The organism is Clavibacter davisi (assembly GCF_052751415.1).
Genome location: NZ_CP199882.1, coordinates 2966765 through 2989444 on the forward strand (window position 1 = coordinate 2966765; position 22680 = coordinate 2989444).

At 71.1% G+C, this 22680-nt stretch carries 22 protein-coding genes; 9 read left to right on the plus strand and 13 right to left on the minus strand.

Annotated features, from left to right (window positions below):
• Positions 1-51: 51 nt before the first annotated feature.
• Entirely contained in the window at positions 52-1980 is a 1929-nt protein-coding gene (locus ACU4ZT_RS14050; protein WP_445337384.1) for an amidase, read from the plus strand.
• A 113-nt stretch (positions 1981-2093) separates the two neighbouring features.
• Positions 2094-3758: a catalase gene (locus tag ACU4ZT_RS14055; RefSeq protein ID WP_445337385.1), complete on the plus strand. Its 1665-nt coding sequence runs from the start codon at positions 2094-2096 to the stop codon at positions 3756-3758.
• Between the two features lie 88 nt (positions 3759-3846).
• Here the strand turns inward: ACU4ZT_RS14055 and ACU4ZT_RS14060 are convergent, their stop codons facing one another.
• Positions 3847-5271, minus strand: a complete 1425-nt coding sequence (locus ACU4ZT_RS14060) for an acid phosphatase (protein ID WP_445337386.1) — start codon at positions 5269-5271, stop codon at positions 3847-3849.
• A 189-nt stretch (positions 5272-5460) separates the two neighbouring features.
• The gene (locus ACU4ZT_RS14065; protein ID WP_445337387.1) at positions 5461-6843 is read right to left on the minus strand and encodes a serine hydrolase domain-containing protein; all 1383 of its coding nucleotides are present in this window, start codon (positions 6841-6843) and stop codon (positions 5461-5463) included.
• Positions 6844-7085: 242 nt separating this feature from the next.
• Here ACU4ZT_RS14065 and ACU4ZT_RS14070 point away from each other — a divergent pair, with 242 nt between their 5' ends.
• Together ACU4ZT_RS14070 and ACU4ZT_RS14075 are read left to right on the plus strand one after the other, a co-directional pair.
• Positions 7086-7229, plus strand: coding sequence for a hypothetical protein (locus tag ACU4ZT_RS14070; RefSeq protein ID WP_175345459.1), 144 nt, complete (start codon positions 7086-7088; stop codon positions 7227-7229).
• Positions 7226-7633, plus strand: coding sequence for a hypothetical protein (locus tag ACU4ZT_RS14075; protein WP_414748711.1), 408 nt, complete (start codon positions 7226-7228; stop codon positions 7631-7633). The genes ACU4ZT_RS14070 and ACU4ZT_RS14075 overlap by 4 nt, the downstream gene beginning before the upstream one ends.
• Positions 7634-7751: 118 nt before the next feature.
• Here the strand turns inward: ACU4ZT_RS14075 and ACU4ZT_RS14080 are convergent, their stop codons facing one another.
• From ACU4ZT_RS14080 to ACU4ZT_RS14090, 3 genes are all read right to left on the minus strand, one after another.
• Positions 7752-8357: a nitroreductase family protein gene (locus tag ACU4ZT_RS14080; RefSeq protein WP_063071632.1), complete on the minus strand. Its 606-nt coding sequence runs from the start codon at positions 8355-8357 to the stop codon at positions 7752-7754.
• Positions 8358-8469: 112 nt separating this feature from the next.
• The gene (locus tag ACU4ZT_RS14085) at positions 8470-9546 is read right to left on the minus strand and encodes a Gfo/Idh/MocA family protein (RefSeq protein ID WP_445337388.1); all 1077 of its coding nucleotides are present in this window, start codon (positions 9544-9546) and stop codon (positions 8470-8472) included.
• Positions 9543-10274 carry a ThuA domain-containing protein gene (locus ACU4ZT_RS14090; protein WP_063071630.1) on the minus strand — a complete coding sequence of 244 codons (732 nt, stop codon included), beginning with the start codon at positions 10272-10274 and terminating at the stop codon, positions 9543-9545. The genes ACU4ZT_RS14085 and ACU4ZT_RS14090 overlap by 4 nt, the downstream gene beginning before the upstream one ends.
• A gap of 177 nt (positions 10275-10451) precedes the next feature.
• Here ACU4ZT_RS14090 and ACU4ZT_RS14095 point away from each other — a divergent pair, with 177 nt between their 5' ends.
• Positions 10452-11324, plus strand: a complete 873-nt coding sequence (locus ACU4ZT_RS14095; RefSeq protein WP_445337389.1) for a sugar phosphate isomerase/epimerase family protein — start codon at positions 10452-10454, stop codon at positions 11322-11324.
• Positions 11325-11349: 25 nt separating this feature from the next.
• On the opposite strand, the gene ACU4ZT_RS14100 is transcribed toward ACU4ZT_RS14095, so the two are convergent.
• From ACU4ZT_RS14100 to ACU4ZT_RS14110, 3 genes are all read right to left on the minus strand, one after another.
• Positions 11350-11811, minus strand: coding sequence for a hypothetical protein (locus ACU4ZT_RS14100; protein WP_414748716.1), 462 nt, complete (start codon positions 11809-11811; stop codon positions 11350-11352).
• Between the two features lie 44 nt (positions 11812-11855).
• Positions 11856-13775, minus strand: a complete 1920-nt coding sequence (locus ACU4ZT_RS14105; RefSeq protein WP_445337390.1) for an ABC transporter ATP-binding protein — start codon at positions 13773-13775, stop codon at positions 11856-11858.
• 408 nt (positions 13776-14183) lie between these two features.
• On the minus strand, positions 14184-14462 hold the full coding sequence (locus ACU4ZT_RS14110) for a GlsB/YeaQ/YmgE family stress response membrane protein (protein WP_445337391.1): 279 nt from the start codon (positions 14460-14462) through the stop codon (positions 14184-14186).
• 124 nt (positions 14463-14586) lie between these two features.
• On the opposite strand from ACU4ZT_RS14110, the gene ACU4ZT_RS14115 reads away from it, so the two are divergent.
• On the plus strand, positions 14587-15255 hold the full coding sequence (locus tag ACU4ZT_RS14115) for a response regulator transcription factor (protein WP_445337392.1): 669 nt from the start codon (positions 14587-14589) through the stop codon (positions 15253-15255).
• A 60-nt stretch (positions 15256-15315) separates the two neighbouring features.
• Here ACU4ZT_RS14115 and ACU4ZT_RS14120 read toward each other — a convergent pair whose 3' ends face one another.
• Entirely contained in the window at positions 15316-15486 is a 171-nt protein-coding gene (locus tag ACU4ZT_RS14120; protein ID WP_107490182.1) for a type II toxin-antitoxin system ParD family antitoxin, read from the minus strand.
• Between the two features lie 91 nt (positions 15487-15577).
• On the opposite strand from ACU4ZT_RS14120, the gene ACU4ZT_RS14125 reads away from it, so the two are divergent.
• Complete coding sequence (locus ACU4ZT_RS14125; protein ID WP_414748720.1) at positions 15578-16642, plus strand: S66 family peptidase; 1065 nt, start codon at positions 15578-15580, stop codon at positions 16640-16642.
• Between the two features lie 85 nt (positions 16643-16727).
• Positions 16728-17321, plus strand: coding sequence for a hypothetical protein (locus ACU4ZT_RS14130; RefSeq protein ID WP_445337393.1), 594 nt, complete (start codon positions 16728-16730; stop codon positions 17319-17321).
• A gap of 21 nt (positions 17322-17342) precedes the next feature.
• Here ACU4ZT_RS14130 and ACU4ZT_RS14135 read toward each other — a convergent pair whose 3' ends face one another.
• Positions 17343-18422 (minus strand): glycosyltransferase family 9 protein, encoded by a 1080-nt coding sequence (locus ACU4ZT_RS14135; RefSeq protein ID WP_445337394.1) that lies wholly within the window; start codon positions 18420-18422, stop codon positions 17343-17345.
• Between the two features lie 174 nt (positions 18423-18596).
• Between ACU4ZT_RS14135 and ACU4ZT_RS14140 the strand changes: the two genes are divergently transcribed.
• Positions 18597-20090 (plus strand): toll/interleukin-1 receptor domain-containing protein, encoded by a 1494-nt coding sequence (locus ACU4ZT_RS14140; protein ID WP_445337395.1) that lies wholly within the window; start codon positions 18597-18599, stop codon positions 20088-20090.
• A gap of 82 nt (positions 20091-20172) precedes the next feature.
• Here the strand turns inward: ACU4ZT_RS14140 and ACU4ZT_RS14145 are convergent, their stop codons facing one another.
• From ACU4ZT_RS14145 to ACU4ZT_RS14155, 3 genes are all read right to left on the minus strand, one after another.
• The gene (locus ACU4ZT_RS14145) at positions 20173-21102 is read right to left on the minus strand and encodes an HIT family protein (RefSeq protein WP_445337396.1); all 930 of its coding nucleotides are present in this window, start codon (positions 21100-21102) and stop codon (positions 20173-20175) included.
• Positions 21099-21581 (minus strand): TIR domain-containing protein, encoded by a 483-nt coding sequence (locus ACU4ZT_RS14150; protein ID WP_445337397.1) that lies wholly within the window; start codon positions 21579-21581, stop codon positions 21099-21101. The genes ACU4ZT_RS14145 and ACU4ZT_RS14150 overlap by 4 nt, the downstream gene beginning before the upstream one ends.
• Positions 21582-21952: 371 nt before the next feature.
• Positions 21953-22618 (minus strand): DedA family protein, encoded by a 666-nt coding sequence (locus ACU4ZT_RS14155; RefSeq protein WP_445337398.1) that lies wholly within the window; start codon positions 22616-22618, stop codon positions 21953-21955.
• Between the last annotated feature and the right edge of the window lie 62 nt (positions 22619-22680).

The window sequence follows — 22680 nt, forward strand, 5'->3', positions numbered from 1 at the left end:
ACCCGGTTCCCAGACTGGGGAGACGCCCCTCCCCCGTCCGGATGGATCTGCATGCCCGCTCGCCGCCGCCCCCGCACGCGGATCAGCGGCGCGTGCGGCCGCGTGGCCCGCGCCCTCGCGGCGGGCGCCCTCGCGACCGCGCTCGCGACCGCGCTCGCGCTCGGCGGCATCGGGATCGGCCTCGGCCTCGGCTCCCCTGTCGCCCGCGCCGCGACGGACGCGCCCGTGACCGCCCCGGCCGTCGTCGGCCTGACCCTCGCCGACGCCGCCGCGCTCCTCTCCTCCGGCGGCACGACGTCGGTCGAGCTGACCCGCGCCTACCTCGCCCGGATCGCCGCCTACGACGACCCGCAGGGCGACCGGAAGGGGCTGAAGGCCGTCATCACCGTCAACGACGAGGCGCTCGCCACGGCCGCCGAGCGCGACGCGGAGCGCGCCGCCGGCACCGTCCGGGGTCCGCTCCACGGCGTGCCCGTGGTGGTGAAGGACAACCTCGCCACCGCCGACATGCCCACCACCGCGGGCAGCGCCGTGCTCCGCGACTACCGCACGGCCGACGACGCGACCGTCGTGGCCCGGCTCCGGGCGGCCGGCGCGATCATCCTCGCGAAGACGAACATGTCGGAGTTCGCGTGGCACGGCACCCACACGCTCAGCTCCGCGCGCGGCCGCACCGCGAACCCGTACGACCTGTCCTGGAGCGCGAGCGGATCCAGCGGCGGCACGGGCGCGGCGGTCGCGGCCGCGTACGCGCCGGCGGGCCTCGGCACCGACTCGTGCGGATCCGTCCTCGGCCCGGCCGCGCACCAGAGCCTCGTGGGATTCCGGCCGACCATGGGCCTCACGAGCACGGCGGGCGTCGTGCCGCTCTCCCCGCGGCAGGACGTCGTGGGGCCGATGACCACCACCGTCGCCGACGCCGCGCTGCTCATGGAGGTGCTCGCGGGGCGCGACCCGGCGGATCCGCTCACCGAGGTCGCCGACGCGCAGCGCACCGACGCCTACGTCGCGGGCCTCCGCCCGGACGCGCTGGCGGGCAAGCGGATCGGCGTCGTGCGCTGGTCGTTCGAGGAGGACCCGGAGAAGCCGGGCCTCGCGGAGACGACCGCGCTGATCGAGCAGGCCGTGCGCGACCTCGAGGCCCAGGGCGCCGAGGTGGTGGAGGTACCGCTGACGCGCGAATTCGTGGAGGGGACGCTGCAGAGCGGCGGCTGGATGGACATGCGCCCGTCCATCGACCGCTTCCTCCGCGAGACACCCGCGACCTGGCCGGCGCGCGTCGCCGCGCGCACCGCGCCCGCGGACGTGCTCACGTTCTCCGACGTGATGGCCGACCGGCCGAGCGCGCTCACCGACGGCGACATCGCGCACTTCCTCGGCCAGCGCGACATCCCGCACCCCGACTACGAGACGGCGATCGCCGAGCAGGACGCGGGCAGGGCCGCGATGGACGCGTTCTTCGTCGAGCACGGGATCGACGCGCTCGCGATGCCGACGAGCGCCACCAGCGCGACGCCCGCCTGGGCCGGCACGACCTTCTGCGACATCGGCGCGAACACGGGCATCCCGTCGATCTCGGTGCCCGCGGGCTTCACGTCGACCGGCGCGCCCGTCGGCCTCGAGCTCGCGGCCCCGCGCAGCCGCGACGGCGACCTGCTCGCCATGGCCCACGCGTACGAGCGGGCGACGATGAACCGGGTCGCGCCCGCGTCGACGCCGGAGCTCGCGGCGTCCGAGGATGCGGAACCGCCGGCGCCCGGCGAGCGCGAGGAGGCGGCGGCGGAAGACGCGACGGATCCCGGGCCAGCGTCCCCGGCATCCGTCCCGCAGGCCGCCGGCGCCGCGCGCATCGCCGGGGTGGGCGTCAACACGCTCGCGCAGAACGCCGTGATCGCCGCGGGACTCGCGCTCGCGGGCGCCGCGGTCGTGGCCGTCGGCGTCCTGCGCCGCCGCCGGTGGGCCGGGGGCCGCGCGGGCTGACCCCGCGGCCCGCGCCCGGAGCGCCGTCCGCATGCGCTGGGAGTCGGGGCCCGGCGCTGGGCGTGTCGCCGCCCGCTCGGCAGGCTGGGGGGACGACGACGAAAGGACTCCCCATGACCGACGTCTCCTCCCAGAGCCCCGCCGACGGCGACGACCGCGAGGTCCTCACCAACCGCCAGGGCCACCCCGTCTACGACAACCAGAACCAGCGCACCGTGGGCGCCCGCGGCCCCGCGACGCTGGAGAACTACCAGTTCCTCGAGAAGATCAGCCACTTCGACCGCGAGCGGATCCCGGAGCGCGTCGTGCACGCGCGCGGCGCCGTCGCGTTCGGCTACTTCGAGGCCACCGGCACGTGGGGCGACGAGCCCATCGCGAAGTACACGCGCGCCAAGCTCTTCCAGGAGGCCGGCAAGCGCACCGACGTCGCGATCCGGTTCTCCACGGTGATCGGCGGCCGCGACTCCTCCGAGGCCGCCCGCGACCCGCGCGGGTTCGCCGTGAAGTTCTACACGGAGGACGGCAACTGGGACCTCGTGGGCAACGACCTCGGCGTGTTCTTCATCCGCGACGCGATCAAGTTCCCCGACGTGATCCACGCGTTCAAGCCCGACCCCGTGACGTTCCGCCAGGATCCGGGCCGCATCTTCGACTTCATCTCGCAGACGCCGGAGTCGATGCACCTCATCGTCAACCTGTTCAGCCCGCGCGGCATCCCCGCCGACTACCGCCACATGCAGGGCTTCGGCGTGAACACCTACAAGTGGGTGGACGCCGACGGCGGCACGAAGCTCGTGAAGTACCACTGGATCCCGAAGGCGGGCGTGAGCAGCATGACGGCGGCCGACGCGGCCGTCGTGCAGGGCGGCGACCTCGGCCACGCCTCAAAGGACCTCTACGAGGCCATCGAGCGCGGCGACTTCCCCGAGTGGGAGCTGCGCGTGCAGCTGATGGACGACCACGACCACCCGGAGCTCGACTTCGACCCGCTCGACGACACCAAGCTCTGGCCCGAGAACGACTTCCCGCCGAAGACCGTCGGGAAGATGGTGCTCGACCGGAACGTGACCAACCACTTCGCCGAGAACGAGCAGCTCTCGTTCGGCACCGGCGTGCTCGTGGACGGCCTCGACTTCTCCGACGACAAGATGCTCGTCGGCCGCACCTTCTCCTACTCGGACGCGCAGCGCTACCGGGTGGGCCCGAACTACCTCCAGCTGCCGGTGAACGCGCCGCAGCACGCGAAGGTGGCGACGAACCAGCGCGACGGGCAGATGACGTTCCACCAGGATCACGGCGGCCAGAGCCCGCACATCAACTACGAGCCGTCCATCGACGGCGGGTTGCGCGAGGGGCAGCACCCGACGCACGACGAGCAGGGTCCGGAGATCACCGGCCGGCTCACCCGGAAGCGGATCCCCCGCACCGACGACTACACGCAGGCCGGCCAGCGCTACCTGCTCATGGAGCAGTGGGAGCGCGACGACCTCGTCGCCAACTTCGTGGAGCTCATCGGGCAGGGCTCGCGCGGCGTGCAGGAGCGCATGGTCTGGCACCTGTACCTGGTGGAGGACGAGCTCGGGCAGCGCGTGGGCGACGGCCTCGGGATCACGCTCGACGAGGTGAAGGACCTGCCGCCGCTGCAGTCGCAGACGCTCTCGGAGGCGGACCTGGCGCGACTCGCGAACCTCGGGCACAACGGTCCGCGCGACGTCACGGGCCTCGTGCTGACGCACTGCGTGCCGGACGCCCGGCGGAACCTGGTCGACGCGGCGTAGGACGCGGCGCCGCGGATCACGCGGGACGACGGAGAGGGGCGGGTGGCATCGGCCACCCGCCCCTCTGGTGCGTCCGGGACGCGGTCGGTCAGCCGCGCGCGGACCGGCGGCGGCGCACGAGCACCAGTCCGCCGCCCGCGACCAGCAGGCCGAGGGCCGCGGCGAGGGTGCCGGGGGCGAGGTCGGATCCGGTGCGGGCGAGGGTCGCGGCGTGCGCGGCGCCGCGGGCGGCGGGGTGGGTGGCAGCGGATCCGCCCCTCGTCGCGCCGGGGTCCGCGGGGGCGGACGAGGCGGCCGGCGCGGGAGACGGATCCACGGTCGCGGCGCCCGCGAGGGAGACCGTGCCGTCGGCCGCGACCGTGATCTTCGCGGTCATCGCGGCCGCGAGGTCGATGCGCTCCCAGCTGCCGGCCGTGCCGAGGTCGAGCGGCTCGCCCGAGTCGATCGCGGTGAGGGCGAGCACCTGGCGGCGCTGGGCGTCGGTCAGCTCGGGGCGGCTGGAGCGGAGGAGCGACTCGGCGCCGTCCGGCACGGTCATCGGCTGGCCGGCGGCACCGACGAGCGGGAAGCCGTAGGTCAGCCGCTGGCGGTAGACCGCGAGCGCCTGGTCGGTCGGGAGGTACGGGGTGTCCGCGGCGACGCAGACCGCGAGCGTCGCGCCGCATCCGGCCTCGAGCACCTGCCGCAGCTCCGACGCGGCCTGCGCGTAGAGGTCGCGGAACTCGGGGTCGGCCCAGCGGCGCTGGACGATCTTCTGGCCCATCATGTGCCCGGCCATCACGTCGATCGGGTAGTGCGCGCCCATCACGATGCGGTTGTTCCCGGCGTCGGACGCGCGGGCGAGGATCTGCGGGGCGAGCTCCGGCAGCATCGTCGCGAGCGAGACACCCTGCCAGAACGCCTGCGACGTGTGGCCGCTCGGGTAGGAGCCGTCGTGGCCGGCCCACGCGTTGCCGCCGGGCTTGTCGCGGTACTGGAGGCGCTCGGGGAAGGCGACGTAGGGCCGCGGGTTGGCGTAGTGGTTCTTGGCCGGGCCCGTCGACCCGCCGCGTCCGACGAGGCCGTTCTCCTTGTTGAGGAGCGCCGCGGTCTTCGGCAGCTGCCCGGCGTCGCGCGCGGCCTTGTAGATCGCGCCGAGGCGGGCGCCCAGGCCGTCGGACATCGACACGGACATGTCGGCGTACTGGTCGATGATCGCGCGGTCCGACTGCGCCTTCGGAGCGGTCTGGTTGATCCGCACGGTCATGTCGTCGTTGATCTGCATGATGTCCGGCCGGCCGCTCTTCAGCGCGGGGAACGCGTCGAGCATGGGGACGAAGTCGTAGGTCGCGTCGGACGCGTAGACGTGGTCGATCGTGGCCTGGTCGAACGGCGCGGACGCGGTCGCGGCCTGCGCGGAGGAGGCGCCGGCACCGGCGAGGACGACCCCGAGGATCGCGGTGGCGGAGAGGAGCGCGGCGACGCGGGCGCGCGGACGGGCGGTCGTGATGGTGGGGATGAGCGTGCCTTCCATGGGTGGTCGGCCGATCGGCCTCCCGCACCATAAGGAGGGACCGTGGCCGCGCGACCTCCGCCGGGTGAACCGCGCATGGCCGGGCGGCGAGGAGCAGGGATCGTTCCCGTCCCGCCGTCCTGTCGTCCCGCCATCCGGCATCCGCCGTCCGCCGTCCGGCAGCGTCCCGAGGACGGACGCGCCGACGCGTCAGCCGCGCGAGCGCGGGACCCACTCGCGCACGAGCGGCTCCAGCGTCATGCCGCCGCCCCCGCGGATCCGGTCGACGGAGCCGTCGGCAGCCCGCTCGACCGTGATCTCCTCGCCGACGGACCCGAACCCGTCGCCCTCGACGATGCGCGCCGACGAGTCGCCCGTACGCTCCAGCACGTCGACCGACTCGAGCGGGTGCTCCGCGGTCGGGTCGATGCGGAGGAAGCGGTCGCCGACCACCTGGAAGTCCTGCATCCCCCACACGTTGGCGAAGCGGCCGGTGAAGGGCGCATCGACGGCGGCGCGCTCGGCGTCGGTCGCGGCGGAGTCGGCGAGGAGCAGCTCGAGGATGCCCGTGCTGAGCGCGGCAGCGGGGCCGTCGATCGCGTTCGTGAGGACGGTGACCGCCCAGCCGCTCGCGGGATCCACCGCCGTGCGGGTGATGTGGCCCGGGTACCCGCCCGAGTGGCCGATCACGGTGGCCTCGCTGTCGCCGGATCCGACGCGCTCGATGATGAGGCCGTAGCCGTAGCGGCGGGTGCCGGCCGGATCCGCGCTGCTGGCGTACCGCGGCCGCTGCTGCACGCGCTTCGACGCGGCCGTGAGGAGCCGCTCGTCGTCCGACAGCACGAGCGCGGAGAAGAACGACACCAGCTCGGACGCGGTGCTCGTGACGCCCGTGGCGGCGGCCATCGCCCGGGTGTCGACGTGCGGGAGGACGGCGCGCTCGCGGGAGGTGCGGAGCGAGGTGGAGGCCGCCGCGTACTCGTCGGCCCGCGCGGGGTCGTACTCGGCGGTGGTGTCGCGGAGGCCGAGCGGGGCGGCGATGCGCGTGGCCAGGTACTCCGCGAAGGAGAGGCCGGACGCCGCCTCGACGACGAGGCCGAGCAGGGAGTACCCGATGTTGGAGTAGTTGAACGCGGTGTCGGGTGCGACCTTGGCGACGCCGGGCGTCGTCGCGATGGCGAGGAGGTGCGCGCGGTCGGGGAACGGGGCGGAGTGCTGCCAGTGGTCGCCGTCGAACCCGTCGCGGAGGACGCCCGCGCCGTGCTCGAGGAGGGCAGCGAGGGTGACGTCGGCGAGCTCGGAGCCGGCGTCGACGAGCTCGGGCACGTGCTGGCCGAGCCGGTCGTCGAGACGGAGGGCGCCCTGCTCGGCGAGCTGGAGGATCGCGGTCGCGGTGAACGTCTTGGAGTGCGAGGCCACGCGGAACAGGTGCGCGGGGGTGAGCGGCGCGTCGGTCGTGGGATCCGCGACCCCGAACGCCTCGGACAGCACGATCTCGCCGTGCCGGGCGATGGCGACCTGGGCGCCGGGGACGCGGGTCTGCCAGACGCGGTGGTCGAGCCAGGTGCGGACGTACTCGAGGATCTCGGTCATGGGGGTGCTCCGGGGATCGGGGACGGCGGGTGTGCCGGACTCTACGCGAACCGGGCGGAGCGGGACCCGACGTCGCGACAGGTGGGCGGATGCGCGACGCATCCGCCGAGCGAAGGGCGGGCACCGCGGCCCATCCGGAGAGCGAACGTCTGGCGCTCCCCGCTGGGCGCCGGCTGGGCGCGCGGGATGACGTGCGGGCCCGTCCCGTCTCCTGGGTGACGCACCACCCGACAGGAGCACCGATGATCGACCCGACCCGCGGATCCCGCGCCGCGCAGCCCGCATCCGCGCCCGTCCCCGCCCGCGCCCGCGCCCGCGCGACCGCATCCGCCCGCCCGACCGCATCCGCCCGCTCGGCAGGAGCCGCGGCCGGAGCCGCCCGATGAGCGCCCGCGCCGCCGGCCCCGCCCGCCGTCGCCGCCCGCGGTCCGCGCGCGCGGCCGCCGTCACCGCGCTCGTCGCGGCGATCGTGGTCGTGGCAGTCGTGCTGCTGCCCGTGCTCGGGTTCGTCGGCGCGGCCGACGCGGCGACCGCCGGCCAGCTCGACGTGCCCGTGACCCTCATCGCGCTCGGCGTCGGGGTGTCGCTGGTGGTCGCGCTCGTGATGCTCGGCATCGCCGCCCGCACCCGGGACGGCCGCGTCGCGTGGGTCGCGGCGGTCTCCGCGGTGGTGGCGACGCTCGTCGGATCCGCGTGGCCGCTCGTCGCCACCGTGATCGCGGGCGTCGACCAGGTGCAGGACGCGATCCCGTTCCTCCGCGACCTCGTGGGGCGCGTGCTCGGCGGCTGACGCGGGCGCGTTCCGCATCCGACGCCGACGCCCGCTCCGGATGCCCGCAGGCGACACCGCCCGGGAACGACGGCGGCCGCCGACCCGGAGGTCGACAGCCGCGGGCGCGCGGGATCCGCTACTCGCGGACGAGCACCAGCTCGGACAGCGGCAGGCGCGAGCGCGGCGCGGTCTCGCGCTCGGCGAGCGGGCCCTCGAGCGCGTCGGCCGGGGCGACCGTGCCGACGGCCGTGACCGTGAGCGGCTGCAGGTTCTCGGGCAGGTCGAACGCGGCCGAGAGCTTGTCGAACTCGACGCCGGCCATCTGATGCGTGTGCAGGCCCTCGGCCTGCGCCTGCACGGAGAGGTGGGCGACGGCCTGGCCGAGGTCGTACGCGGCGTAGGGCCGCTTCTCGCCCTCGACCGTGGAGGTCTCGGCGATCGCTACGACGAGCGCCGACGCGTTCACGGCCCACGCGGCGTTGAAGCCGACGAGCGAGTCGACGATCGTGTCGAACGCGTGCGTGCCGCGGCGGGCGACGATGAAGCGGCGCGGCTGCTGGTTGCTGCCGGACGGGGCCCAGCGCGCGGCCTCGAGCAGGGCGTCGAGCTGCGCGTCGGAGACGGTGGCGTCCTTGTCGAAGGAGCGCGGGCTCCAGCGGGTGTCGAGCTCGCGCACGAGCGGCACGGCCGTGTCGGCGGTGCGGGCGGTGGATGCGGGGGTGGTGCTCTCGGTGAGGGTCATGGCCGTCCTTCGGTCGGGGGTCGGGGTCGGCACGCCGTCGGGCCTCGCGGATCACAAGGCGGCACGCGGCCCGGCTATTCCTGCGGGACGCAGGGACGGCCGAGCCCGCGCGTCAGTCCGCGAGCGGGTCGCGCACGTCCTCCACCTGTCCGGACTCCGCGGAGCGGCCCGCGGCCTCCATCAGCGCGAGGCTGCCGAGGTTGTCGCGGCCGCTCGTCTCGGGCGGCGGGCCGCCGAGGATCGAGAGGGCGAAGGCCCGGAGGCCCGCGGCGCGGCCCGTGAGCGGGAGCGTCTCGAGGTCGAGCTCGCGCTCGGCGCCCGCGGCGTCGCGGATCCCGACCCGGTCGGCCGAGACGCCCTCGCCGCGGCTGGTGAAGGTCAGTTCGCCGTCGGCGCCGGAGATGCGCCACTCCCCGGCCCACGGCGTCGCGGGTCCCCGGTGCAGCCAGCTGCCGCGGTAGTCGACGACGAGGCCGCCCTCCAGCTCGATGACCATCGAGGCGACCGCCGGGTCGCGGTAGTTGCTGAACGACGGCCGGCTGGTGCGCGCGTACACGCGGACGGCCTCGCGGCCGGTGATCATGCGGATCAGGTCGAAGTGGTGGATCGCCATGTCGTTGATGATCGGCTGCGGGAACCGGTAGTGCGGGTACTCCTCGGGCTCGTCGTTGTCCCACTGGCGGAAGTCGATCTCGATGGTCGCGACCTCGCCCAGCGCGTCGGCCGCGAGCAGCTCGCGCACGCGCCGCGGCGCCGGGTACCAGCGGTAGTTCTGGCTGACCTGCACGATGAGGCCCAGCTCCTCGCCCCGGCGGACCACGGCGGCGGCCTCCGCGGTCGAGTTCGCGAACGGCTTCTCGACGATCACGTGCTTGCCGGCCTCGAGCGCCTCCAGCGCGAGGGGCGCGTGCGTGACGGCCGGCGCGGTGATGATCACGGCGTCCGCCTCCACCGCGGCGAGCGCGTCGGCCAGCGACGCGAACGCGACCGACGCCGGCAGGCCGAGCAGCGCGCGGACCTTCTCGCGGGTGGGCTCGCTCGGATCGACGACGCCTGCGACCTCGATCTCGGCGACCTGCGGCACGGCGTTCCGCGCCCAGTCGCCGCCCCAGCCGCCGAGGCCGACATGGATCACGCGGACGCGGGGGCCGTCGTACGCGGGAGCGGCCGGCTTCTCCGTGGCGCTCATCGGGCGAGGAACCAGTCGCGCGGGTGCTCGTCGGCCGTGAGGTCGGCGCGGCCGTCGGTCGGCGCGACCCAGCGGGCGGCGTTCGCGAGCACGCGGCGGATGTCGGGGTGGTGGTACACGGGGTACTCCTGGTCACCCGGCGAGAAGTAGAAGACCCGGCCGCGTCCGCGGTGGTACGCGACGCCCGAGCGGAACACCTCGCCGCCCGCGAAGGTGGAGAGGAACACCTCCTCGTCGGGGCGCGGGATGTCGAACTGCTCGCCGTACATCTCCTGCCGGTCGATGACGATCGGGTGCGGGATCCCCTCGGCGATGGGGTGCTGCGGCGCGATGGTCCAGACCAGCTCGCGCTCGCCGTCGTTCCGCCACTTGAGCGAGCAGGTCGTGCCCATGAGGCGCGTGAACACCTTCGAGTAGTGGCCGGAGTGCAGCACCACGAGGCCCATGCCTGCGTGCACGTGGCGGATCACGCGTGCGACGACCTCGTCGGAGACGTCGCCGTGCGCGACGTGCCCCCACCAGTAGACGACGTCGGTGGCGGCGAGGCGCTCCTCGGTGAGGCCGTGCTGATCCTCCTGGAGGGTCGCCGTGCTCACCTGCGCCTCGTCGCCCAGCAGCTCGCGGAGGCCGTCGGCGACGACCGCGTGGATCCCGTCCGGGTAGTGCGACAGGACCGTCGCGTCACCCCGGCTCTCGTGCACGTTCTCGTTCCAGACGACGATGTCCATGGCGCTCCTCATCGGGCGGTGATCGGGGGAGCGGGCGTCGTGCGGCCGGGTCGGCCCGGGATCACCCCGGACGCCGCGGCGTGCCCGCGCCTACGATCGTACGCATGCCCCGCGCCGATGCGGGCGACCCGGAGGCCGCATGAACGCCATCGCCCACGACCCGACCGGAGCGATCCGATGACGGGCCCGAGCGGGTCCGCCGGCCCGACCGGATCCACGCGTCCCACCGGATCCACCCGCCCCACCGACAAGGCCGTCCACGCCTGGTCGCTCGACGGGACGCTCGGGCATCCGCGCGTCGCCGGCCCGGACGGATCCGGCTCCGTCACCCGCGCCGCCGGGGCGCTCGACCTCCTCGACCTGCCCGCCGAGCTCGCCCGCCGCGGCTACCGGGCGGTGCAGCTCGCCCACTTCCAGCTGCCCACGCGCGACGCCTCCTACCTGGAGGAGCTGCGGTCGTCGCTCGAGTCGTCGGCCATCGTGCTCGACGCGTTCCTCGTCGACGACGGCGACCTCACCCACCCCACCGACGCCGACCTGCACGAGCGGTGGATCTCCGAGCGGCTCGACGACGCCCTCACCCTCGGCGCGCACCACGCCCGCGTCGGCGCCGGCCGCAGCGCGCCCACCCCGGAGCTGCTCGCGTCGAGCGCGCGGCGCATGTCGCGGCTCGCGGACGCGCACCCGGGCATCCAGGTGGTCGTCGAGAACTGGCGCGAGATGATGCCCGACGCCGACGCCGTGCTCGCCCTCTTGGCCGACGCGGGCGACATCCGCCTCCTCATCGACCTCGGCAACTGGACGATGCCCGACAAGCACGAGCAGCTCGCGCGCATCGCCCCGCACGCGGTCACCTGCCATGCCAAGGCGCACCGCCACGACGACGGCCGCCTCGACGAGGTCGACTACGCCCGCTCCCTCCGCGTGCTCCAGGACGCGGGCTTCCAGGGCGCCCTCGCGATGGTGAACGAGTCGAGCCGGCCCGACGGATCCGACGAGTGGGACGGCCTGGAGCAGGAGTTCGAGGTGGTGCGGCGGGTGTTCGGGTGATGCCCGTCGTGGTGCCTCGGCCGCGTTAGGGGGCGGCGACGCGCGCGCGTCCGCCCACCGCGCCGTGCGCGCGCAGCAGGAGGGCCGCGGATCCTCCCGCGAGGACGACCGCGCCGACGACGGACACGGGCCGCACGTTCATCGTCGAGGGGATGCCCGCCGCGACGAGGGCGGCCTCGGCGGCGCCGCAGGCCCCCAGCCCCACGAGCGAGGCGACCCGGCTGCGGCGGGCCAGCCGGACCGCGCCCGACGCGCACAGCCAGACCAGGAGCGTGAGGACGCCGGCGAGCGGCGGCACGAGGACGGCCCCGAACCCGGACCCCGGGATCAGCGGGTCGGTGAGGAGCTCGTCCCCCGTGACGGCCGCGGTGAGGTACGCGAGGCCGAGCGTCGCACCGAGGAGCAGGGCGCGCGAGGTGACGAACGCGATGACCCGGTCGACGGGATCCCACGGCCCGCGACGGGTGCCGGCCGGGGGTGCGCTCATCCCGCCACCGTATCGGCGCGGGCTACCGCGCCCAGGGCGCCCCCTCAGCGGCCGGGCTCGGCGAGCGCCGCGTCCGCCGGCACCTCATCCGCCGCTACCGCCTTCCGCACCGCGAACTGCGTCCGGTGCAGCTCCTCGTAGCGGCCGCCCGCAGCGAGCAGCTCGTCGTGCGTGCCGCGCTCGACGATGGCGCCGTCCTCGACCACGAGGATCATGTCCGCGCTGCGGATCGTGGAGAGGCGGTGGGCGATGACGAGGGCCGTCCGCCCCTCGAGCGCCTCGCTGAGCGCGGCCTGCACCGCGGCCTCCGACGTGGAGTCGAGCGCGGCCGTCGCCTCGTCGAGGATGACGACGCGCGGCTGCGCGAGCAGGAGCCGCGCGATGGTCATGCGCTGGCGCTCGCCGCCGGAGAGCCGGTAGCCGCGCTCCCCCACCATGGTGTCGAGCTGGTCGGGCAGGGAGCGGACGAGCGGCTCGAGCCGGGCGCGGCGCACGGCGTCCCACACCTCGTCGTCGGTCGCGTCGGGCCGCGCCAGGCGCAGGTTGGACAGGATCGTCTCGTGGAAGAGGTGGCCGTCCTGCGTCACCATGCCGAGCGTGTGCCGCATGGAGGCGAAGGTGACGTCGCGCACGTCCGTCCCCGCGAGGCGCACGGCGCCGCTGTCGACGTCGTAGAGGCGCGAGAGCAGCTGCGCGATCGTGGACTTGCCGGCGCCGGAGGTGCCGACGAGCGCCACGGTCTGCCCCGCCTCGATCCGGAAGGACACGCCGTGCAGCACCTCGTCGCCGCCGCGGGTGTCGAGCGTGGCGACCTCCTCGAGGGAGGCGAGCGACACCTTGTCGGCGGACGGGTAGGCGAAGCGCACGTCGTCGAACTCCACGGACACGGGCCCCGCGGGCACCGTGACGGCGTCGGGCTTCTCCTGGATGAGGGGCACGAGATCCAGCACCTCGAAGACGCGCTCGAAGCTGACGACCGCGCTCATGATCTCGACCCGCGCGTTCGCGAGGCTCGTCAGCGGCGCGTACAGGCGCGTGAGGAGGAGCGCGAGCGTGACGACCTCGCCGGTGTCGAGCTGGTCGGACAGCGCGAGGAAGCCGCCGAGCCCGTAGACGAGAGCGAGGGCGAGCGCGGAGACGAGCATCAGCGCGGTGACGAAGACGAACTGGAGCATCGCGGTGCGCACGCCGATGTCGCGGACGCGGGCGGCGCGCACGCGGAACTCGGCGGACTCCTCGTCGGGCCGGCCGAACAGCTTCACGAGGGTGGCGCCGGGCGCCGAGAACCGCTCGGTCATCTGCGTGCTCATCGCCGAGTTGTGGTCGGCGGCCTCTCGGCGGAGCGCGGCGAGGCGACCGCCCATGCGGCGCGCGGGCACGAGGAAGAGGGGGAGCATGATCACCGCGAGCACGGTCACGAGCCACGACGTGCTGAGCATGACGGCGAGGGTGAGGATCAGCGCCACGAGGTTCGTGACCACGCCGGAGAGCGTGCCGCTGAAGGCCTGCTGCGCGCCGATCACGTCGTTGTTGAGGCGGCTCACGAGGGCGCCGGTGCGCGTGCGGGTGAAGAACGCGATCGGCATCCTCTGCACGTGGTCGAAGACGGCGGTGCGGAGGTCGAGGATCACGCCCTCGCCGATGCGCGCCGAGAACCAGCGGGTCACGAGCGAGACGGCGGCGTCGGCCACGGCCACGAGGGCGATGACGACGGCGAGCCGGACGATGGTGCCCACCTCGCCCCGGGCCACGATGACGTCGACCACCTGGCCGGCGAGCACCGGCGTCGCGACGGCGAGGAACGCGCCGACCACGGACAGCCCGATGAAGACGAGCAGCTTCGCCCGGTACGGCACGGCGAACGTCAGGATCCGCTTCACGGACGCGCGCGAGATGCCGCGCGCGTCGTCGCGGGCGCTGGAGATCTTGTAGAGCGAGCTCCAGGCGACGCCTTCCATGCTCATGGTGGTTCCTCTCGTGGGCGCTGCGCTCCGCTCGGGCGAGCGGCGGTCCGCCCGGGGTCGGACGTCCCGGCGGCGGGCCGGGCGGTGTCCGCATCGATGCCCGGCCGGCGACGTCGTCGTCGCGACCGGATCCGCGGACGGAGCGTGGACGGGTCGTCCTGCCGGCGGGCGCATGCCCATCATGAGCCACGGACGGCGCGATCACGTCCTCGGACAGGGAGCCGACACCGGATGCGCCCGGGCGGCCCGCTCATTGGACGGATGCCGCCCTCGCCCGACTGCCGCACATGATCGGACCGCGCACGCCGGAGGGGCGGGCCGCCTCCTCGGCGACCCGCCCCTCCACTGCTCCCGCTACCGGCGGTCGTCCGGGGCGCGCCAGCGCGTCCAGGGCTCGCCCGGGCGTGTTCAGCGGCGCACGGACTTGCGGCCGCCGACCTTCACGTAGATGAAGAGCACGATGATGGCGCCGATGATCGAGCCGACGATGCCGGCCGGCTGGAAGAAGCCCTCCATGGCATCGTGCTGGAAGAGCAGGAAGCCGAGGAAGCCGCCGACGAACGAGCCGATGATCCCGAGCAGGATCGTCTTGAGGACGCCCAGGTTCTGACGGCCCGGCACGACCGCGCGGGCGATGAAACCCGCGATGAGGCCGACGACGATGAGGCTGATAATGAGTCCGAGCATGGTGATCTCTCTTCTGTGCGAGCACGTCAGGAAGACGCGCGGTGGTGCCCGTTCGGGGCGATGACCTCAACCAACCACCCTCCGGGGTGTGGGAGCACACCCCTGAGGGTGGGATCCTGGATCCATGCCCGCCACCCGCACCCGCCCCGTCACGATCGCGCTCGTCGACGACTACGACGTGGTGCTGAAGGGCCTCGCCCACATGTTCGACGACTACCGCGACCGCGTGCTCGTCGCCGAGATCGACGCGAACGCGGCCCTCTCCGACGACATCGACATCGTGCTCTACGACTCGTTCGCGCAGCCGGAGTCCGACCACCACGAGATCGCCGAGCTGGTGCGGAACCCGCGGGCCCGCCGCGTGGTCGTCTACACCTGGAACTTCCAGCCCGAGCTGATCGCCGACGCCCGCCGGCAGGGCGTGCAGGGCTACCTCTCCAAGGCGCTGCCGGCGCGGGAGCTCGTGGAGGCGCTCGAGCGGATCCACTCCGGCGAGGAGCTCTTCAACGACGCGCCGCTGCGGGCCGCGAGCGCGCCCTCGCTCGACTGGCCGGGCAAGCGCGAGGGGATCACGGACCGCGAGTCGGAGATCCTCGCGCTCATCACGCAGGGCAAGAGCAACCAGGAGGTCGCGGCGCTCACGTACCTCTCCCCCAACACGGTGAAGAGCTACATCCGCTCGATCTACCGCAAGATCCAGGTGCAGAGCCGCACCCAGGCGGTCATCTGGGGCGTGGGGCACGGGTTCAGCCCGGATCATCACCGGATCGATCATTGGCTGGGTGGGCCGTAGGGCATCCATCCGATCCCCCCCCCCCCCCCGCGGTCGCCACGGGCCTGAACCGGCAGGCGGTCAGGCGCGCTTGGCCGCGATGAACGCTTCCACGTCGAATGGTGCGGCGTCGCCGCTCGCTTCCCCCACGACCAGCGCGGCCCGCAGCACCTCCCTTGCGGACCGGTCTCGCCCGGATACCACCTGTCGGGAGAGGGACGCGTCCCGGCCGCTCAAGCTGTCTTGTGCCATGGAGCATGGATACCGAAGATCGGCACAGGAGGGAAGGGCGCAGCGGGGCGGAGTCCGCGCGCTCCCGGCCTCCTCTGGGAGCATGACCCGCATGATCCCCTCCACCTCCTCCCGCTTCCGCAAGTCCGTGCCCAAGGCGAAGGCGGGAGACCGGGTGGCGGTGCTGTCGCCCGCGTTCGCGGCCCCCGGGATCGCGCCCGAGGTGCACGAGCAGGCGATGCGGCGGCTGCAGGAGGCGACCGGGCTGGTGCCCGTCGAGTACCCGACCACGCGGCGGCTCGGGGCGTCGGCCAAGGACCGCGCCGCCGACATCACGGCCGCGTTCGCCGACGACTCCATCCGCGCCATCGTCTCGACCATCGGCGGGGACGACCAGGTCACCGTGGTGCCGCACGTCGACATCGAGGAGCTGTCCCGGAACCCCAAGCCGTTCCTCGGCTACAGCGACAACACGAACCTGCACAACCTGCTCGCCGGGCTCGGCATCCCCTCCTTCTACGGCGGATCCACCCAGGTGCACCTCGGCGCCGGGCCCGGCATCGACGACGTGCACCTGCGATCGCTGCGGGCGGCGCTGATCGACGGCGGGACGCTCGAGATCACCGAGCCCGGGGAGTCGGAGGACTTCGGGATCGACTGGACGGATCCTCGCGCGCTCACCGAGCACGGCGAGCGCCACACGACCGAGCCGTGGAAGTGGGCCGGGCCCGCGAAGACCGTGGAGGGGCCGACGTGGGGCGGCTGCATCGAGGTGATCGACCAGATCGCGATGGCCGGGCGCATGCCCGAGGTCGCGAAGCTCGAGGGCGGGATCCTGCTGCTGGAGACGAGCGAGGAGGTGCCGTCGGCCGACAGCGTGCGGCGGTGGGTGCGCGGGCTCGGCGAGCGCGGGATCCTCGACGTCGTCGCGGGCGTGCTCGTCGCCCGGCCGCCGACCATCGTGATGGGCGCGCCGGTGCCGTCGGCCGAGGAGCGCGCGCGGCTGCGGGCGGAGCAGCGCGACACGATCATCGAGCAGGTCGACCGCTACAACCCGCGCGCCGTCGTGTGCGTGGGCGTGCCGTTCGGGCACACGCGGCCGCAGTGGATCCTGCCCCACGGCGGCAGGGTGCGGCTCGACGGGGCGGCGAAGACGGTGTTCGCGGACTACAGCTGACGTCGACGTGGACGAGGTGGATGGGGACCAGGGGGGAGTGACGGACGGCCGCGCGGTCGTCATGACGGCGTCCATGCGCGCGCGAATGACCTCGACCGCACGGAGCGAGGGGCCGCCGCCCGGGCAGCATGGCGATGAGGGCATCTCGTCGGCCGGGTCCTCGGATCCGCCCGCGCCGCCCGAGCACTCGAACCTTCCGCGTGGCGCGACGTTCCGCGGGAACCTGCTCTCGCGGCTGACGCTCGTGGAGCGGTCGCAGCCGGAGGGCGTCGCGATCGTCGAGGGCGTCGAGTTCGCGGAGGACTCGTCGACGCTGATCACGACGTCGGGGCACCGGATCCGCGTCCCGGCGTGGGCGACGAGCGAGGAGATCCACGCGGGCATCGCCGCCGCGATGCCGCTCGCGCCGCTGGACACGGACTGCTGGCAGAGCTTCCCGTCCGACATGACGCCGTGGGCGATCTGGCTGACGCTGCACTACGACCTCGCTTCACTTGAGGGTCACCTCGACGACAACGTGCCGGGGGTGCACCTGGTCGAAGTGCATCGCGAGGGCGAGCTCGCGCGCATCGTCACGGGGATCGGCGACGAGCGCTTCCGGCACGAGGTGCCGCTCACGGAGCAGCCGCTCGCGATCCCGGTGGACCTCGCGTTCGAGGTCATGCGGCTGCGGCGCTGAGCCGTCCTGGCGCCAGGAAGATCAGTCGCGCGGCTCGCCCGTGAGCGGCCGGACCACGCGGTGCCCGTCGAGGGAGCGCGCCGCCTCGAGGACGTGCGCGGGCGTGATCGCGAGGAGCGCCGGATCCGGGACGCTTGAGAAGGTGTCACCGAGGCGCTGCGCCGCGTCGGTCAGCACGATGTGCGGGCCGGACGCGGGCGGGCCCCACTCCTCGGGCGGGGCCGGGCCGAAGATCACGACCGAGGGGATGCCGTAGGCGGTCGCGAGGTGGGCGGCGCCGGTGTCGGCGGAGATCACGAGGTCGGCGGCGGCGATGATCCCGGCGAACGCGTCGAGGGCGAGCTCGCCCGCGAGCACGGTCTCCGTGGGCATGCCGGCGAGGGCGGCGACCTCGAGGGCGCGCTCGCGCTCCTTGTCGCTTCCGGTGAAGACGACCCTGCGGCCCTCGTCGGCGAGCGCGCGGGCGACCTCGGCGAAGCGGTCGACGGGCCACTGGCGGGATCCGTAGGCGGCGCCCACGTGGATCACCACGGCGTGCTCGGCGACGGGCGGCTCGGCGGGGACGAGGATCCCGACGTCGTCCGGATCCGCGGGCATGCCGTGCCAGGACACGAGCCGGGCCCAGCGGTAGCGCTCGAGGACGTGGTCCTCCCAGGCGGGGCCGTCGGCGGCGGGCATCCCGTCGAGCTCTGGGGCGGCGTGGCCGAGGGTGCGGTGCGCTCGCAGCTCGTGCAGGAGCGTGCGGCTCTCGATGCCGGCGCCGTGCAGGTTGATCGCGAGGTCGACCGTGCCGGGTTCGCGCGCGATGGGGTGGTCGAAGCCCTGCTGCGGGAGGTGCTCGTCGACCATTCCGAGGAGCTTAACGACGGGCGCGAGCCAGCCCGTGGTCGCGAGCGAGATGCGGGCGTCGGGGTGCGCGCGGCGGATGGCGCGGAGCGCGGGGACGGCCACGAGGATGTCGCCGAGCTTGATGGCGCGGAGGACGAGGATCTCGGCAGGGGACGCGGCATCGACTGTCAGCGCGGCATCGGCAGCGGGCCCAGGAAGCGGGACCGAGCGGGCGGCGTCGGGGAGGGCGGGGCGGACGCCGGGCGTGTGCATGGATCCAGCCTGGCAGAGGGGAGACGCGGTGGCTCGTCGGCCTGATACTCGTGCCCGCCTATTACAGATGACTCGGTCAGCCACGAAGTAACGAAAGACACCCTCGCCCTGGTCCGAGTGCAGTAAAGGCCGTGGCCCTAGCCTCTCTGCCGCTTAGTCCCTAGACTCGGCCGCATGGACACATCCGAGCCAAAGCGCGCATTCATTTCCTACGTGGGCGAAGATGCAGTCGAGGTCGACAAGCTATGCAAGATACTCGAGCGCGCTAAAATTCCGTATTGGCGCGACAGAAAAGATCTAGCTCCTGGGGACGCCTGGAAGGCGAAGATACAAGAAGCCATTAAAGCTGATTCGTTATTTTTTCTTGCTTGCTTCTCGGACAATTCTCGCGCCAAGTCCAAATCTCACATGAACGAAGAGCTCTCTCTCGCCGTAGATGAGATTCGGCTTAGACCACCGGGTGTAAATTGGCTCATCCCAATACGATTCGACAACGGCGAGGTTCCCCCTTGGAGCATAGGGGCCGGTAAAACCATTAATGACCTAAACTACGTTGACCTTTTTGGCGATAACTACGGACCCGAGGTTGCGGCTTTGATCACTCAAATCCGAGACAGCTTCGCATCTGGACCAGTCAACACGACCCAGGTGAATGCAGCCATTTCAGTGGCGTCGACTGAAAGTCGACTGGAACTAATGCGAAGTACAACTAAGTCCATGCTAAACGATCCTAGGCAAGCCATTGCCCTGGATGACATCGTGAGATCCGAAGCCCGACGCGTCTTGTCGGCCATCGCTGGCCCAGACTGCTGGCCCCTAAGCGCCGACGACGCAACGAATGCGCAAATGACGGCTACCGCAGCCAGCCGAGCTCGGGAACTCGTCGATCTTTGCCTCCCACTATGCGCATCTATTCAGGTAGCCGCACGCTGGGGCGATACTCAATCCATAAGTATTTGGACACAGCCGCTGCGAGCAATTGCAAATGCCGCATTGCAGCCCAGCAGTGGGAGGACAGACCTTATCGCACTGCGTCAGCTACCCGCCCTATGCCTCTTAGTGACCGGCTCGGTGGCCTCGTCGGCCGCCAGCAACTGGGAGACGTTCCGCGCAATCGTAACTTCGACCGCCACCGACCGTCGCCAAAGGCAGGTATCTTTACCGAATTGCATCACTCCCTGGACGCCAGTCAACAGCAATGAATTATTAGCCAACACTTTGGCAGTTAGTGACGCAGAAGGCAGCGATTCATCGGAGGTCATCGAGCAGCTAGTCGCTCGAAAGATCGGGAAGCGTCACACTCCGATGAGCGACTGGCTTCTCCGCACCCTCGAACCAGTGCTTGAGGATCAATTCCTGACAGACGATGATTTGAGGCATGCCTATAGTCGGGCCGAAGTGCTCTTAGGCATAGTGTCCACAGACCTGCTTGAGCAAGAGAACGCCAGCTGGAGATCCTCTTCCTGGTACGGACAAGCCACCTGGAACGATTCTTATTCCCAAGCAGACGCCGTGGATAGAATAAATGATGAGATGATTACCGAAGGAAACGGCTGGGGCCCGCTAAAAGCAGGGCTTTTTGGTGGTGATAACCTTCGAGCGAAAAATGCCATAATCGGATACGGCACAAATTTCAAAGACGTCAGCCGTAAGCACCATCTCTACTGAAATGCGACGCCAGGCACCCTTCCGCATCACTACTCTCAAAATCGCTCTTAAATACACGCGCCAGGCACACTCAGTCGCAGAATCATCGCACGCCTGGACACAACAACCACATCATTAAGTGATTTAGTGCCGCATCCGCGCCATTCCTCGGCGTCGCCCACAACAGACCAAGAATTGTGAGACCACCCACAATGATGGGAGCATAAAAGGGCGCGATTGCCCAGGATGCGAACTCTGTCCAATTGGGCCAATAGTCGCTTGCGCGGTTGCGCGTGCCCGCAAGAGAAGCATTCATCGAGAAGTTACGGACTATACCCCCTTGGGCAACCTCATCGTAGAGGGAACGAAAGGAGCGCTCCTGCTTGAGATAATTCGCGTCCAACACAAGGAACACCATGGTCGCCAATACGCCAATTATCGCCGCCCAAGCCTGTCGCTCGGCAATTGCATACCCATACGACGCGACAACGACCGGAAGCAGCCAAGTCTTGGCGCTCGAGGAGGCTTGCGACATGCGAGTTATGACAGCCTGAATAAGCGATAAATGCTGACGCTTATCCTCTGGAGAGACAACCGCAGATTGCGGCACAACACCTTGGTTCATTGCCCGCAAGACCTCGGATTGCAATGTAGGCTCGACCCCAGACCCCAAGGGCCATTCAATGGTCATTTTGTCGTCTGTGTAACGCGGAACCAGGTGCACATGGACGTGAGGGACAGTCTGCGTTGCCGCAGCACCATTTGATTGAATGATGTTGAGGCCGGCGGGACTTAACTTCTCGTGGATAAGCTTAGCGAAGGTCAACGTCACTGTCGAAAGATCTGATGCTTCGGAAGGCATTAAGTCCCAAACACTGCGCACATGACGCTCGGGCACAACGAGGATATGGCCCTTAGTTGCCGGGTCGAGCGGCCCAAATACTACGACGTGCTCGCCGCGATAAACAATATGCGCCGACGATTCCTTACCCCGCACTATCTCACAAAATGGGCACTTCGAACCAAACCTCATTCGGGCTTGATCACTCCTCGCTCCGCCCAGCCCGGCAGATTTGCAACCACGGCCGCGTAGGTAGCCTTCGTGTCAATTGGTCCAGCAACCGTATGAACCGTGGGGTCGAATACCGGAATGCCGGTCAACCCAGCAGCAGTGAAAGGATCCTGACCCTTCGCGCCGACTTTACCGAGCGAAGACAGCCCATGAATACGAACCCCCAAGAGGGGCTTCTTCAACTCCCATGCGCGCAGGATCTCGTACTTCACCCACGGGCGCGAAGCCGTCTCCTCTCCAATCAGCACGATCACCGCCGACTTGCCTTTCATCTTTTCATCAATCCACACCTGAATAGCTTTTGGACCCTTGGCCTTAACTTCCTCCCAGGCCTGTGCCGTCAACTCGGGCTGACCCTCAAGAGCGTTGATGTTGCGAACAAGCTGAACACGATGCACATCATTGTCGTAATAAAAGCTAAAAAAGACGGCCTTGGCCATGGATATTCCTCAGATTCGGTTCGGGTTCCAAATTCGACTTACTGCCAGCCTAGCCGCATTCACACTCAAGTCAAGACCTTCTCGCACTAAAGCCATGCTTCACGCGGCAAATCGAGCACTCTGATTTTCAACCGGATTATTCGCACCTCGAGCTGAGCGCATAGCGGATCCACGAAGGCGCGTTCCTCGTGACGCACTACAGTCAACGGCTCAGAGCGGCCCGTCTAGGTCCGAACTCCTCCTCGACGTGGTCAGCGCCGTGGGCACGACCACGCTCGTCTCGACGCACGACGCGACCCTGCAGGGGCTCGCGGACGCGTCGATCCTCCTCACGGGAGTGCGGGTGGATCCGTCGGGCGTGTGAGCCGCTCTCAGGCCGCCCGCACCCTCCGGATCAGCCGCGACACCACGAACCACAGCACCAGCAGCGCGATGACGCCGACCGCCGCGTACGAGATCAGGCCGCTCCACTCCTCGAGCACCGGGCGGATCGCCGGGCCGAACGCGAAGCCGAGGCCCACCCAGATGGCGTTCCAGGCGCCGGATCCGAGCACCGTGTAGAGCGAGAACCGCGCGAGCGGCATGCGCTCGATACCCGCCGGGATCGAGATGAAGGAGCGCACGAGCGGCACGCAGCGGCCCAGGAGCACGGCCGTGCCGCCCCAGCGCGCGAAGAAGGCCTCGGCCTTGTCGAAGTCGGCGTGGTCGAGCAGCGGGATCCGGCCGACGAGGCGGCGGGTGCGGTCGCGGCCGAGCGCGGCGCCGATCGCGTACCAGATGAGCGCGCCCACGAGCGCGCCGACGGTGGCCGCGGCCCAGGCGCCCCACGCGCTCATGCGGCCCTCGTAGGAGAGGAAGCCGGCGACGGGGAGGATCGCCTCCGACGGGATCGGCGGCACGAACGTCTCGATGAGCACGGCGAGGCCCACGCCCACCTCCCCCAGCGTCTCGATGAGGGAGAGGACCCAGCCGACGAAGCCGTCGTACCCCTCGCTCGGATGGATCTCGCCGGGGGTCACTGCGGTGATGGCGCTCATGCGGCCTCTCGTCTCTCGGGGGGTCGGGCGTCGGGGTGCGCATCGGTCGGATGCCGGGGTCC

Bases quoted from the DNA above. Each gene is read 5' to 3' on its own strand.
- ACU4ZT_RS14050 (WP_445337384.1), top strand. From the start codon at position 52: ATGCCCGCTCGCCGCCGCCCCCGCACGCGGATCAGCGGCGCGTGCGGC.
- ACU4ZT_RS14055 (WP_445337385.1), top strand. From the start codon at position 2,094: ATGACCGACGTCTCCTCCCAGAGCCCCGCCGACGGCGACGACCGCGAG.
- ACU4ZT_RS14060 (WP_445337386.1), bottom strand. From the start codon at position 5,271: ATGGAAGGCACGCTCATCCCCACCATCACGACCGCCCGTCCGCGCGCC.
- ACU4ZT_RS14065 (WP_445337387.1), bottom strand. From the start codon at position 6,843: ATGACCGAGATCCTCGAGTACGTCCGCACCTGGCTCGACCACCGCGTC.
- ACU4ZT_RS14070 (WP_175345459.1), top strand. From the start codon at position 7,086: ATGATCGACCCGACCCGCGGATCCCGCGCCGCGCAGCCCGCATCCGCG.
- ACU4ZT_RS14075 (WP_414748711.1), top strand. From the start codon at position 7,226: ATGAGCGCCCGCGCCGCCGGCCCCGCCCGCCGTCGCCGCCCGCGGTCC.
- ACU4ZT_RS14080 (WP_063071632.1), bottom strand. From the start codon at position 8,357: ATGACCCTCACCGAGAGCACCACCCCCGCATCCACCGCCCGCACCGCC.
- ACU4ZT_RS14085 (WP_445337388.1), bottom strand. From the start codon at position 9,546: ATGAGCGCCACGGAGAAGCCGGCCGCTCCCGCGTACGACGGCCCCCGC.
- ACU4ZT_RS14090 (WP_063071630.1), bottom strand. From the start codon at position 10,274: ATGGACATCGTCGTCTGGAACGAGAACGTGCACGAGAGCCGGGGTGAC.
- ACU4ZT_RS14095 (WP_445337389.1), top strand. From the start codon at position 10,452: ATGACGGGCCCGAGCGGGTCCGCCGGCCCGACCGGATCCACGCGTCCC.
- ACU4ZT_RS14100 (WP_414748716.1), bottom strand. From the start codon at position 11,811: ATGAGCGCACCCCCGGCCGGCACCCGTCGCGGGCCGTGGGATCCCGTC.
- ACU4ZT_RS14105 (WP_445337390.1), bottom strand. From the start codon at position 13,775: ATGAGCATGGAAGGCGTCGCCTGGAGCTCGCTCTACAAGATCTCCAGC.
- ACU4ZT_RS14110 (WP_445337391.1), bottom strand. From the start codon at position 14,462: ATGCTCGGACTCATTATCAGCCTCATCGTCGTCGGCCTCATCGCGGGT.
- ACU4ZT_RS14115 (WP_445337392.1), top strand. From the start codon at position 14,587: ATGCCCGCCACCCGCACCCGCCCCGTCACGATCGCGCTCGTCGACGAC.
- ACU4ZT_RS14120 (WP_107490182.1), bottom strand. From the start codon at position 15,486: ATGGCACAAGACAGCTTGAGCGGCCGGGACGCGTCCCTCTCCCGACAG.
- ACU4ZT_RS14125 (WP_414748720.1), top strand. From the start codon at position 15,578: ATGATCCCCTCCACCTCCTCCCGCTTCCGCAAGTCCGTGCCCAAGGCG.
- ACU4ZT_RS14130 (WP_445337393.1), top strand. From the start codon at position 16,728: ATGACCTCGACCGCACGGAGCGAGGGGCCGCCGCCCGGGCAGCATGGC.
- ACU4ZT_RS14135 (WP_445337394.1), bottom strand. From the start codon at position 18,422: ATGCACACGCCCGGCGTCCGCCCCGCCCTCCCCGACGCCGCCCGCTCG.
- ACU4ZT_RS14140 (WP_445337395.1), top strand. From the start codon at position 18,597: ATGGACACATCCGAGCCAAAGCGCGCATTCATTTCCTACGTGGGCGAA.
- ACU4ZT_RS14145 (WP_445337396.1), bottom strand. From the start codon at position 21,102: ATGAGGTTTGGTTCGAAGTGCCCATTTTGTGAGATAGTGCGGGGTAAG.
- ACU4ZT_RS14150 (WP_445337397.1), bottom strand. From the start codon at position 21,581: ATGGCCAAGGCCGTCTTTTTTAGCTTTTATTACGACAATGATGTGCAT.
- ACU4ZT_RS14155 (WP_445337398.1), bottom strand. From the start codon at position 22,618: ATGAGCGCCATCACCGCAGTGACCCCCGGCGAGATCCATCCGAGCGAG.